Raw genomic sequence first — 12,620 nt, forward strand, 5'->3', positions numbered from 1 at the left:
CGGGGCCTTACTGGAACACCGTATCCGCGTCGTCGAGGCTGGCGGAGCCCTCGAGATCGATGCGACCGAGATCGAGCGCCGCGATGACGCGTTCGATCACGCGGGTCTGGGCGATGAGCCGGTCGATCGCCGCCTGCACGACCGCATTCCCCTCGGTATTGCCGGCACCGATCATCTGGTCGTAGGCCTCGGTGGTCTCGGCGCGATGCCGCAGCCGCTGCATCGCCTCACCGGTCGCTGCCAGCGCCGCGCGCATGTCCCGGTCGAGATCCGGCGTACGCGCGCGAACCAGATCGGACAGCGACGGCCCTTCGATGCGGTCGGCATCGGCGCGCAGGTAGCGACCGAAGTAGACGTTGTCGATGCCGAGCTGGTCGTAGAAATGGGATTCGTGGGTGTTGTCCGAGAAACAGTCCTGCTCCTCTTCGGGATCGTGCAGGATCAGCCCCAGTTTCATGCGTTCGCCGGCAAGCTCGCCGTACGACAGGCTGCCCATGCCGGTCAGCATGGCGGCGAGGCCGGCGACCGGGTCGGTGGTCACGTGCGCGCGGGCGGCGCCACCGGGGCGCCAGGCCGCCACCATCTCTTCGAGGTCGTCGACGAGCAGGGCCGCCGCGGCTTCGAGGTAGGCGATGCGACGCTGGCAATGGCCGCCGGTGCAGTGGGCGACGTCGAAGTCCGTCGGCGGGCGTGCACCGGCGCCGGGTCCTGTGCTGTTGAGATCCTGACCCCACAGCAGGAACTCGATGGCGTGGTAGCCCGTGGCGACGTTGGCCTCGACGCCGCCGATCTCGTGCAGCGTTCCGGCGAGCAGGGTCTTGTCGATGCGCGTGGCGTCGATCGCGCGGCCGCCGACGTGCAGCTTCGGCTGCGCGATGATGTTGGCGGTGTAGTAGGCGTTGGTATCGGACTCGTAGCCGTAGGCGGCATCGACATAGTCGATCAGTCCCTCGTCCAGCGGCCAGGCGTTGACGCGTCCCTCCCAGGCGTCGACCACCGGATTGCCGAACCTGAACACCTCGGTCTGCATGTAGGCACGGCGTGCACTCTTCCAGGCGGCCCGGGCGGCCTGCAGCCGCGCATCGTCCGGCTGCTTTGTCAGCGCGGCGATCCGTTCGGCGAGCGTGCGGGCACCGGCGAGGGCATCGCCGTAGCCGGCGAGCGCCAGTTCGGCGTAGTGATCGACGACCTGTCGCGGCGTCGGCTCGTCGGCGATGGCGGCGGAAGCCGGCGCCATCAGGACACCGGCGAGCAACAGGATGCGGGGAAGCTTCATGGGTGGCAGCCCGATGGGAGTGGCGTGCGGGAACAGGGCGGATGCATCACGGCAGTGTCTCCGCAGCCCTGCGGCCGACGCGGGCGAGCAGCAGGACCGGCAGCAGGCCGGCGAGCACGATGATCAGGGCAGCGACGGCGCCGTCCTCGTAGGTGCCGCGTGCGGCCTCGCCATAGAGCGTGGTGGCCAGCGTTTCGAAATCCAGGGGTCGCAGCAGCAGAGTCGCCGGCAGCTCCTTCATGCAGTCGACGAAGACAAGCAGCGCAGCCGCGGCGAGCGCGGGCCGCAGCATCGGCAGGTGCACCCGGCGCAGCACGCCACCGGCGGTCTCGCCGAGCGTACGCGCCGCATGATCGATCGACGGCGCAATGCGCGCGAAACCGGATTCGATGCCGCCGGCCGAGACGGCGAGAAAGCGTGCGGCGTACGCGTAGATCAGCGCCGCGCCGGAGCCCAGTGTGAGCAGGCCGATCGAGCCCCCGACGAAGCCCTCGATGAGGTCGCCGGCCCAGCGGTCGAATGCACCCAGCGGTGCGAGCAGGCCGATCGCCAGCACCGTGCCGGGCACCGCATAGCCGAGACCGGCAATGCGTGCGCTGGCCTGGGCGAGGGGGCCGGGCGCAACGCGCGCGGCGTAGGTCACGGTCACGCCCAGGGCGACGATCACGACAGTCGCCGCTGCCGCCGTCGCGACGGTGTTGAGCGTGGCGTCCAGCAGGGACGGCGGCAGTCCGGCGAAGCGCAGGCGTGCGATGCTGCGCTCGACCAGGTACAGCGCCGGTGCGACGAAACCGAGCAGTACCGGCACGCTCCCCAGCGCGAACGCGGCGACGCCGGCGGCGCCGGACAGGCGTGTCGGCGTCATCGGACGGGCACGTTGCGCGGCGGTGTTGTAACGCTGGCTGCGGCGACCGCGACGCTCGATCAGCAGCAGCGCGGCCACGACCGCGAGCATCGCCAGCGCGATCTGTGCGGCTCCGGCGAGATCGGCGCGATTGACCCAGGTGGAATAGATCGAGATCGTCAGCGTGCGCACGCCGAGAAACTCGGACGCGCCGATGTCGTTGATCGTCTCCATCAGCGCCAGGCTGGCACCCACGGCCACGGCGGGACGGGCCAGCGGCAGCGCCACGCGCACGAACACCGTGCGCGGTCCCGCACCGAGCGTGCGCGCGGCCTCGATCAGGGTGGCCGACTGCATCAGGAACAGCGCGCGCGTGGTCAGGTAGACGTAGGGGTAGAGCACGAAGCCGAGTACGAAGATGCAGCCGCCGAGCGAGCGGATGTCCGGCAGGCGCAGATCGCGCGGGCTGTCGATGCCGAGTACGGCGCGCAGGCCGGACTGCAGCGGACCAATCGGGTGCAGCAGATCCATGTAGGCGTAGGCGACGATGTACGTCGGCACCGCCAGCGGCAGCAGCAGGGCCCAGTCCAGAAGCGCCCGTCCGCGGAAGTCGTAGGCCGATACCAGCCACGCGCTGCCGGTGCCGACGACGATCACCAGCGCGCCGACACCCAGCAGCAGCAGCGCGGTCTGATGCAGCGTCGGCGGCAGTACGTGCTGCAGCAAATGCGGCCACAGGCTGGCGTCGCCACGCAGCGCGGCGGCGCCCAGCGCGATCAGCGGCAGCAGCACGAGTGCCGCGACCAGCAGGCTCGCGAAGGACCAGCCTCGTCCGCTGTGCACCGGAACGGTCGGCGTCAGTTGTCGAAGCCGATGCGTTCGGCCATCAGGCTCGCCGTCCTGCGGTGTCGCGCGATCTCGGTCAGCGGCAAGGCGTCCGGCTGCAGCGTGCCGTAGGCGGCGGTGATCGGGTCGGGCTCGGCGGCCTCGTTGACCGGGTACTCGAAGTCGACGTGGGCGTAGATCTGCTGCGCAGCCGGGGAGACGAGGTATTCGAGCAGGCGCACGGCCTGGTCACGGTTCGGCGCATGGCGGGCGACGGCGGCGCCGGAGATGTTCACGTGGGTGCCGCCGTTCTCGAAGCGTGGCAGGACCACCTGGATCGCGTCGCCCCACTTCTGCTGCTCCGGGCCGCCGGCGCCGCTGCGCATCCGCCCGACGTAGTACGAGTTGCCGACGCCGATGTCGCAGAGCTGGCCGAGAATGTCGCGGGCGACTTCGCGGTCGCCGCCACCGGCCTTGCGCGCGAGGTTGGCCTTCAGAGCCTGGAGCCAGGCTTCGGCCGCCGCCTCGCCGTGGTGGGCGATGTAGGCGGCGATCAGCGCAGTGCTGTACGGGTGCAGGCCCGAACGCATGCAGAACCGACCCTTCCAGCGCGGATCGGCGAGATCCTCGTAGGTGAGGCCCTCGAGGTCGAGGTCCTTGGCCGCGTAGACCAGTCGCGCGCGCATCGACAATGCGAACCAGCGATTGCCGGCGTCGCGCAGGGCCGCCGGCACGGCGGCGCGCAGGACCTCGGAGTCCACCGCCTGCACGAGATCGTGATCGACGAGATCGATCAGGTTGCCGAAGTCGACGGTCATCAGCACGTCGGCAGGGGAGCGCTCGCCCTCGGCGGCGACGCGTTCGGCGAGTCCGTCCTTGATGAAGATCGTTCGGACGTCGACGCCGGTCTCGCGCGTGAACGCGGAGAGCAGGGGCTGGATCAGTCCCGGCTCGCGCGTGGTGTACAGATTCACGGTTTCGGCGTGCGCGGGGCTGGCCGCGAACAGGAAGGTGGCGGCCGTGCCGGCGAAGGTCAGGAACTGGCGCAGAGTCATCATGAGCGTGGTCAGACGTTCGGTGAAGCGGGAAAACGAAGGGCCGCGGCCTCATCGGCGCGCAGGTGAACGACCTGCCCGGGGCGGACCGTCGGCGGTGCGGGGAGGTGTAGCGTCAGCGGCAACGCATGCCCGGCGATGCGCACGCGAAGCTGGGTGAGGTCGCCGAGAAACAGCGTGTCGGTCACCGTGCCGGCCACGCCATCGGAGGCGGTGACGATGTCGCGCGGGCGCAGGCCGACGACGGCCGGCCCGTCGGAGAGGCCAGCGGCATCGAAGCTGCCGAGTGCGGTGTCGATGCGCCCGCCGCGGACTTCGCCCGGAATCTCGTTGAGCACGCTGAAGAAGCGTGCCGCGAACAGGCTGGCCGGCTGGCGGTAGAGCATCTGCGGCGGAGCGTCCTGCTCGACGCGGCCGCCATGCATCAGCACGATGCGATCGGCGATGCACAGCGCCTCCTGCGGATCGTGCGTGACGACCACGGCGGTGATGCCGGCCTCGCGCAGCAGGGCCATCGTGTCGTCGCGCACACGGTCGCGCAGCCGGCGATCCAGGTTGGAGAAAGGTTCGTCCATCAGCAGCACGCGCGGGGCCGGCGCCAGGGCCCGGGCGAGCGCGACGCGCTGCTGCTCGCCGCCGGAGAGCATGTGTGGATAGTGGTGCGCGCGCGCGGCCAGGCCGACGCGGTCGAGCGCGGCCTGCGCCCTGGCGGCGCGCTGCGCGCGGGTGCCCTCGTGCAGGCCGAACATGACGTTGCGCAGCACGTCCAGGTGCGGGAACAGGGCGTAGTCCTGGAACACCATGCCGACGCGGCGGCGCTCGGCCGGCACGAAGCGCGAGGGCGTGCTCATCGCCTCGCCGTCGATGTGGATGCTGCCGCTGTCGGGCCGCTCGACGCCGGCGATCAGCCGCAGCAGCGTGGTCTTGCCGCAACCCGAGTGGCCGAGCAGACAGACGGTCTCGCCGGCCCGGGCAGACCACGAGACGCCGTCCACGGCGGGACGATCGCCGTAGCGCCGGCTGACGGCTTCGATCTGCAGCGATGCGGCCGGGGCGCGATCTGGAAGAGCTTCTGAGGGAGGGGGCACGGCGTCAACGGCGGGCGGACGGGTCGTCTAAAACGAGCCGGCCGCTGGCTGCGCCCTGGCGCAGGCCAGTGCGGTGCCGTCTCGGCGCGGCAGCCACGTGACCGGTCATCGGGGCGTATCGTACCCGATAAACGTTCTCATTTGCCGCGCCCGGGGGGGCGTGGGCCCCGCTCCCGGATCAGCTGCTGCGGTCGAAGTGCATCGCATCGTCCCTTGCGGTCACCTCGATCGTGTCACCAGCGGCGAACTGGCCGTCGAGAATCATCCGGGCGAGCGGGTTTTCGACTTGCGCCTGGATCGCGCGCTTGAGCGGCCGTGCGCCGTAGACCGGATCGAAGCCGACCTCGGCCAGGCGGTCGAGCGCGGAGTCGGTGAAACGCAGTGCGATGCCGCGCTCGGCCAGTCGGCCGACCAGTCCCTGGGTCTGGATGCGCGCGATCTGCCGGATCTGCGCCGAACCCAGCGGGTGGAACACGACGGCCTCGTCGATGCGGTTGATGAACTCCGGACGGAAGTGCCCCCCGACGACGGCCATGACCGCTTCCTTGATCGCGGCATGGTCGGCAGGCGCGCCGGCATTGCGGCTCATCATTTCCTGGATCAGGTTCGAACCTAGGTTCGACGTCATCACCACGACCGTGTTGCGGAAGTCCACGGTGCGGCCCTGGCCATCCGTCAGGCGGCCGTCGTCGAGCACCTGCAACAGGACGTTGAAGACTTCCGGGTGGGCCTTCTCGACCTCGTCCATGAGAATCACCGAATACGGACGCCGCCGGACGGACTCGGTCAGTTGGCCGCCTTCCTCGTAGCCGACGTAACCCGGCGGCGCGCCGATCAGGCGCGCGACGCTGTGGCGTTCGCCGTACTCGGACATGTCGATGCGGGCCATGGCCTCTTCGGTATCGAACAGGAAGGCGGCCAGCGCCTTGCACAGCTCGGTCTTGCCGACGCCGGTCGGGCCGAGGAACAGGAAGGAGCCGATCGGCCGGTTCGGGTCCGACAGGCCGGCGCGCGAACGCCGGATGGCATTGGAAACCGCCGTGATGGCCTCGTCCTGCGAGACCACGCGCTGATGCAGGGCGTCCTCCATGCGCAGCAGCTTGTCGCGCTCGCCTTCGAGCAGCTTGGACACCGGAATACCGGTCCAGCGGGCGACGATCTCCGCGATCTCATCCTCGGAGACCGAGTTGCGCAGCAGCTCGAACTTCTGCGTCGTGCCCTCGTGGCTCGAGGCCTGTGCGAGCTTGCGCTCGAGCTCGGGGATGCGGCCGTAGCGGATCTCGGAGGCGCGCGCATGGTCGCCGGCACGCAACGCCAGCTCGAAGTCCTGCCTGGCGCGTTCCAGCTCTTCCCTGACGCCGGCGGAACCGGTGACGGAGGCCTTCTCGGCCTTCCATTTCTCTTCGAGGTCGGCGTAGTCGCGTTCCAGCGAATCGATGGTCTTCTCGAGCTCGGCCAGCGAGCGCTTCGCGCCTTCGTCGCTCTCCTTCTTGAGGGCCTCCCGCTCGATCTTGAGCTGGATCAGCCGCCGGTGCAGGCGGTCGAGCGCCTCGGGCTTGGAGTCGATCTCGATGCGGATGCGCGAGGCGGCCTCGTCGACCAGGTCGATCGCCTTGTCCGGCAGGTTGCGATCGGTGATGTACCGGTGCGAGAGCCGGGCCGCCGCGATCAGGGCGCCGTCGGTGATGTCGACCCCATGGTGCACCTCGTAGCGCTCCTTGAGACCGCGGAGGATCGCGATCGTGTCCTCGACGCTGGGCTCGCCGACCAGGACTTTCTGGAACCGTCGTTCGAGCGCTGCATCCTTCTCGATGTACTTGCGGTACTCGTCGAGCGTGGTCGCGCCGATGCAGTGCAGCTCGCCGCGTGCGAGCGCCGGCTTGAGCATGTTGCCGGCATCCATCGCACCTTCGGCCTTGCCGGCGCCGACGAGGGTATGGATCTCGTCGATGAACAGGATGATGTTGCCTTCCTGCCGGGCAAGATCCGTCAGCACCGCCTTGAGGCGTTCCTCGAACTCGCCGCGGAACTTGGCGCCCGCGATGAGTGCGCCCAGATCCAGTGTCAGGACCCGCTTGTTCTTCAGGGACTCCGGTACCTCGCCGTTGACGATGCGCTGCGCCAGACCCTCGACGATCGCGGTCTTGCCGACACCGGGTTCGCCGATCAGCGCCGGATTGTTCTTCGTGCGCCGCGACAGCACCTGGATCACCCGGCGGATCTCCTCGTCCCGGCCGATCACCGGGTCGAGCTTGTTCTGTCCGGCGCGTGCCGTCAGGTCGATGGTGTACTTCTCCAGCGCCTGCCGCTGGTCTTCGGCGCCCGGATTGTCGACCTTCTGGCCGCCGCGGAGTGCCTCGATCGCCTGTTCGAGCAGGGCCTTGCGCGCGCCGGCAGCGCGCAGGGCCTCGCCGGCGGTGGACTTGTCGTCGGCAGCGGCCAGCACGAACAGCTCGCTGGAGATGAACTGATCCTTGCGCTGCTGGGCGAGCTTGTCGGTGAGATTGAGCAGGCGCGCGAGGTCCGGCGAGACGGCGATCTCGCCGGTGGCGTCGCCCAGCTGCGGCGCGCGTTCCAGCGCCTGCGTGAGCTTGCTGCGCAGCAGGTCGGTGTTGACGCCGGCGTTCTGCAGCAGCGGCAGGGTCGAGCCGCCTTCCTGCTGCAGCAGCGCCAGCAACAGATGCGTGGGTTCGATCGCCGGGTTGTCGCGGCCCGCCGCCAGCGACTGGGCATCGGCCAGTGCCTGCTGGAAACGGCTCGTGAGTCTGTCTGTGCGCATAAGGGGCTCGCTCGTCTGCTTGTCGGCTGATGCTCCTGCAGATGCGGGCCCCGGCGTCCGATTCAAGTAGGCGCTTCTGTTGTCAAGTGTCAGTCCAGCGATTACATTGCGTCGGATACAGAGCGGGTCGGACGATCCGCTCCTTCACACGTCAAGGACCCGCAAGAGGTCCCGTGTGCGGCCATCAATGGCGGAGAGACGATAGATGGGCGGGACCTCGCTTCTGCGTGGAGGGATGCGCAGCAGGACATCGGTCCGGTCGGTCGGCGCAGGCAGGATGGGGGCTCGAATGGTGCGGTCGGGCATCACGACGACAATGATGCAGGGCGCGCTCTATGCAGCCGTTCCGGCCCTGCTGCTGATGGCGATCGTCGATGCCTACGGCTATCCCTTCGAGCCGCCGTACCAGGTCATGGCGATGCTCGGCGCCGTGTTCTCGTTCCTGCTGCTGGGGCGCTACGACCTGCTGGCCGAATGGCGCATGGACCGCCCAGGGTCCGTCGGCACGCAGCTGCTCTACAGCTGGGGGGTGATCGTGGGGCTGATGCTGTTCATCGCCTACGTCTCCCGTTACACCGGCTACTTCTCGCGCGTGATCGTGACCGCGTGGTTCGTCATGACGCCGGCGGCGCTCGCACTGCTGAACTTCTTCGCGCGATGGTTCACCCGCCGCTTCGTGCCGCACGCGCTGGCGCAGCGCAGCGCCGTGATCGTCTTCGCGAACGAGTCCGCGCAGATGCTGGCGCGCAGCCTGCAGGAGTCGGAGCTGTACCGGCTCGAGGGCTATTTCGACGACCGGGCGGGCGACCGCGACGCTCAGAACGCGCGGATCGGCCGCCTGCTCGGGCGCGTGCAGGACCTCGTTCCGTACGTTCGCGAGCACCACACGGAAGTCGTCTTCATCATGCTGCCGGAGCAGGGCATCGGCCGCGCGACGGAGCTGCAGGACCTGCTCGGCGACACCACGGCGTCGGTGTACTTCGTGCCGAACTTCGCGCTGTACGACCTGATCGGCGCCGAGCTGTCGGAGGTCGAGGGCGTACCGGTTCTGCGGGTTTCGGAGACGCCCTTGTTCGGCATCGACGGCGTGTACAAGCACGTCTTCGACTTCTGTGCCCCGGCCGTCGGTCTGGTCCTGCTGGCGCCGCTGATGCTCGCCATCGCCGCCGCCGTGCGGCTCGATTCGCGAGGGCCCGCCCTCTACCGGCAGCGGCGTTACGGACTCAACGGGCAGGAGTTCGTCGTCTACAAGTTCCGCACGATGCACGTCAACGATCCGGACGACCGCATCGTCCAGGCGCGGCGGGACGACGCGCGCGTGACGCGGATCGGGCGCTTTCTGCGTCGCACCTCGCTGGACGAGCTGCCGCAGCTGTTCAATGTGCTCAAGGGCGAGATGAGCCTGGTCGGACCGCGTCCGCACGCCGTGCAGCACAACGAGTACTACCGCAAGGCCGTCAAGCACTACATGGTGCGCCACAAGGTCAAGCCGGGCTTGACCGGCTAGGCGCAGGTCAACGGTCTGCGCGGCGAAACCGGCGAGCTGACGTTGATGGAGCAGCGCGTGCGCTACGACCTCGACTACATCCGGCGCTGGTCGCCGCTGTTCGACATCCAGATCATCCTGAAGACCCTGCTGATGATCCTGCGCGACCGCAACGCGTACTGAGACTCGCCGAAGGGCGGGCTTGCCCGGCCCCGGGCGTGAAGATATTGTCCTATCTATGTCATTTCGATGAGGTTTACTCGGCGCTTCGGGCTTTAGAGCCGGGCATGGATGGACACGATTCCCGCAATTCTCAAGGTCGACGCCGGCGGCATGCCGGTTTCGTGGATCCACTGGCAGACCGCCGTGGTGCTGTACGCGCGCGCGCGCGTGCGATGGGAGGCGGGGGCCGAACGTTTCCTGATCCGTGGCGGAACCAATGCCTCGACGGGGCGCCGCTCGGAGCTGCGGATCGGCTCCATCATCGCGGTGGCGGACCGTTCGCGCCGGCACGCGCGTGTGGTGCCGCTGCTGACCAACCGGACCCTGTTCCAGCGGGATCGCCAGCTGTGCCTGTACTGCGGGCGACAGTTCGCCGCCTCGCAGCTCACGCGTGACCACGTGTTTCCGGCCTCGCGGGGCGGCCGCTCGGTCTGGGAGAACTGCGTGACGGCATGCCGGTCCTGTAATCAACGCAAGGACGACCGCACGCCGGAAGAGGCCAACATGAAACTCATCGCCGTGCCGTATACGCCGAATCTCGCGGAGTACCTGATTCTGTCGAACCGGCGGATACTGGCCGACCAGATGGAGTTCCTGCTGGCCCATGCGCCGAGTCCGGCGCGCTGCGGCTAGGGACCTTCCAGCGCGGGATTGCCACCGTGCGGCGGAATCGGACAATATTTGTCACGCAGTTGTGGTACAAAACTGACACGATGTTCACCTCCCGCTAAGGAAGGCAGGGTCGGAGGCCGATGGGCGGCTACCGGCAGGAGGATCGGGGACCGAGGTCAGAGCAAACAACATGAACGCGCACGCGCACGCGACAGTGGAATCCGAGGCGCCGGCGGCCAATGCCGGCGAGCCGTCGGAGCGGTCCAATCCCATCGTTTCGGCGTTGTACGAGATGGCGGTTTCCGTCCTCGGCGACCAGCTGCGCGAGATGTTCGACAAGGCCGACGACATCCTCTTCGACTCGGCCGAGAAAGCCCGCGCGGGCGACGAGCAACGCCTGTACCTCGACACGATGCGCATCGTGCGCGTGCAGCGCGCCAAGATCATCAACGCGTTCCAGGGCTCCCTGCGCGAGGCGCTGGCCAGCATCGGCAACGACGACGAAGCGGGAACACGCAATCACCTCGACGACATGTCGCAGTGGTCGCTGCAGGACGGCGACGCGCTCGAGGAGCGCATCGCGGTCAGCAACATGGAGACCAAGGCGGCCTCGCTGCATGCGCACGAACTGGTCGAGTTGCAGCGTCGCCTCGCGCGCCTGTCGGACATGTCCGGCGACGGCATCACGTCGGAGTCGATGGCGCCGGCGCGCATCATCCGCGCGTTCCAGAATTCGATGCGGGACCTGTCGGTCGATTTCCCGATCAAGCTGGTCATCTACAAGCTGTTCGATCGCGTCGTGATCGGGCGCCTGTCGGAGGTCTTCGTCGGTGCCAATCAGCTGCTCGCGGTGCACGGCATCGAGCCGCGCACCGACGGCCCTGCGCAGGCGCGCAAGCCGGCCGCGCAATCGTTCGGCAGGCCGTCGCCGGGCGCTGCGCCCGGCGTGCCGTCCTGGGCGAACGGCCTGGATCAGTCGACCCTGGGCGCGTTCTCGGGGCCGGCCTATGGCGGCGGGTCACCGCAGATGACGGGCGGCAGCGCATCGGCCGGCGGTTCTCCGGCGCCGTGGCCCTCGCAGCCGGGAAGCTGGGGCGCCGCCGCAGTGCAGGGCAGCTACGGCGATGCGATGCTCTCGCAGGAGATCGCGCAGATTCTCGGCGCCTATGCACAAGGACGGGCACCGCAGGCGCCGAACTGGCTGCCGCCCGAGAACGTGGCGCTGGTCGCGCGCATGTTCGACGGGTTCTATCGGGACGCGCGCCTGCCGGACCATCTCAAGCCGATGCTCTCGCGCCTGCAGTTGCCGGTGATGAAGGCGGCGCTGTCCGACCGGCGCTTTTTCGTCGATCCGCAGCATCCGGCGCGACGGACGGTGAACGACCTGTTCGAGATGCTGTTGCAGTTCGGCACCGCCGAGTCGGCGCCCCAGCCGCAGATGATCAGCGAGCTGCAGGGACTCATCGATGCCGTGTCGCGCTCGTTCAACCTCGATCCCGAGAAGCTGCGCGCGCACCAGTCGGAGCCGGTCGACGAGCGCACCGCCGACAGCTTCCTGCGCGAGCAGGAGGAGCTGCAGCAGAAGAAGAACCGTGCACGCGTCGAGCGTGTGCGCCGTGTCGTGTCGCACGAACTCAAGCGGCGCATCGGCGAGCGTCGTCTGCCGCCGGGTGTCATGCGCCTGATGCTGTCCGGCTTCGGGCCGCTGCTGTGCCTCGACTACATCCGCAACGGCATCGACGGCGCGTCCTGGACGCAGACCATGCAACTGGTCGACCGCGTCATCGACAGCCTGCAGCCCAGCCGCGGAAGCACGGCAGAGCGGGCCGCAGCCGAGGCCGAGATCGTGGCCCACATCTCGCGCCGTCTGGCCAACATCGGATTCTCCGATGCGCGCCTCGAGGAAGTGCTGTCCGGCTTGCTGCAGGCCTATCTGGAACTGGCGGACAACGACGACGAGGCCATCTTCGAGGACGCACAGGACGGCACCCTGCGGGTGTCGGTGCCCGAGGCGGCGCCGGCGATGAGTCTCGAGCTGAGCCCGGAGAAGGAGCTGCAGGGGCTGCTGTCGATCCTGCTGGTTCCGGGCGGCTGGTTCACGGTGTGGGAGCCGGCAACCCAGACCAAGCACTGGGTGCGGGTCAAGGGCTACTACCCGGTGCAGAACGCGGTGATGTTCGGGCACTACATGGAAGAGCGCTTCCTGCGCATCCGCGCATCCGCATTCGCGACGGACCTGATCGAGGGGCGTGCCTCGCCGATCGATCCGTCACCGGAACTGCAGGCGGCGGTCGCACGGGTTGCGGAGCTGCCGTTCGAGCGTGGTTCCGATGCGCTGGTCTGGACCAGCGTGGACGGCAAGCCGATCGAGGGCTAATGCGCGCCGCGCCGCGCCGCGCCGCGGAGCGCGAGGTTTCCGGGCAGCGGCGTTTC

Annotated in this window: 7 protein-coding genes and 1 pseudogene; 3 read left to right on the forward strand and 5 right to left on the reverse strand. The window is 68.6% G+C overall.

The features are described 5' to 3' along the window. Positions 1-7: 7 nt before the first annotated feature. The 5 genes from C8D93_RS02815 to clpB form a co-directional block, all read right to left on the reverse strand. Positions 8-1,276, reverse strand: a complete 1,269-nt coding sequence (locus C8D93_RS02815) for an imelysin family protein (RefSeq protein WP_110263623.1) — start codon at positions 1,274-1,276, stop codon at positions 8-10. A 46-nt stretch (positions 1,277-1,322) separates the two neighbouring features. Then, on the reverse strand, positions 1,323-2,963 hold the full coding sequence (locus C8D93_RS02820; protein ID WP_211307158.1) for an ABC transporter permease: 1,641 nt from the start codon (positions 2,961-2,963) through the stop codon (positions 1,323-1,325). 14 nt (positions 2,964-2,977) lie between these two features. Beyond that, positions 2,978-4,003 (reverse strand): extracellular solute-binding protein, encoded by a 1,026-nt coding sequence (locus C8D93_RS02825; protein WP_170123859.1) that lies wholly within the window; start codon positions 4,001-4,003, stop codon positions 2,978-2,980. An 8-nt stretch (positions 4,004-4,011) separates the two neighbouring features. After that, complete coding sequence (locus C8D93_RS02830) at positions 4,012-4,995, reverse strand: ABC transporter ATP-binding protein (RefSeq protein WP_170123860.1); 984 nt, start codon at positions 4,993-4,995, stop codon at positions 4,012-4,014. 271 nt (positions 4,996-5,266) lie between these two features. Then, positions 5,267-7,867: an ATP-dependent chaperone ClpB gene (clpB, locus tag C8D93_RS02835; RefSeq protein ID WP_110263626.1), complete on the reverse strand. Its 2,601-nt coding sequence runs from the start codon at positions 7,865-7,867 to the stop codon at positions 5,267-5,269. Positions 7,868-8,228: 361 nt separating this feature from the next. Between clpB and C8D93_RS02840 the strand changes: the two are divergent. From C8D93_RS02840 to C8D93_RS02855, 3 genes and pseudogenes are all read left to right on the forward strand, one after another. After that, positions 8,229-9,536, forward strand: a pseudogene (locus tag C8D93_RS02840) (undecaprenyl-phosphate glucose phosphotransferase). A gap of 108 nt (positions 9,537-9,644) precedes the next feature. Next, complete coding sequence (locus tag C8D93_RS02850; protein ID WP_110263629.1) at positions 9,645-10,208, forward strand: HNH endonuclease; 564 nt, start codon at positions 9,645-9,647, stop codon at positions 10,206-10,208. Positions 10,209-10,377: 169 nt separating this feature from the next. Then, positions 10,378-12,564, forward strand: coding sequence for a DUF1631 family protein (locus C8D93_RS02855; protein ID WP_110263630.1), 2,187 nt, complete (start codon positions 10,378-10,380; stop codon positions 12,562-12,564). Positions 12,565-12,620 lie beyond the last annotated feature (56 nt).

Source organism: Sinimarinibacterium flocculans, from assembly GCF_003201205.1.
GTDB lineage: Bacteria > Pseudomonadota > Gammaproteobacteria > Nevskiales > Nevskiaceae > Solimonas > Solimonas flocculans.

Coding starts and splice junctions, on each gene's coding strand:
- clpB (WP_110263626.1), bottom strand. CDS start 7,867: ATGCGCACAGACAGACTCACGAGCCGTTTCCAGCAGGCACTGGCCGAT.
- C8D93_RS02815 (WP_110263623.1), bottom strand. CDS start 1,276: ATGAAGCTTCCCCGCATCCTGTTGCTCGCCGGTGTCCTGATGGCGCCG.
- C8D93_RS02850 (WP_110263629.1), top strand. CDS start 9,645: ATGGACACGATTCCCGCAATTCTCAAGGTCGACGCCGGCGGCATGCCG.
- C8D93_RS02855 (WP_110263630.1), top strand. CDS start 10,378: ATGAACGCGCACGCGCACGCGACAGTGGAATCCGAGGCGCCGGCGGCC.
- C8D93_RS02825 (WP_170123859.1), bottom strand. CDS start 4,003: ATGATGACTCTGCGCCAGTTCCTGACCTTCGCCGGCACGGCCGCCACC.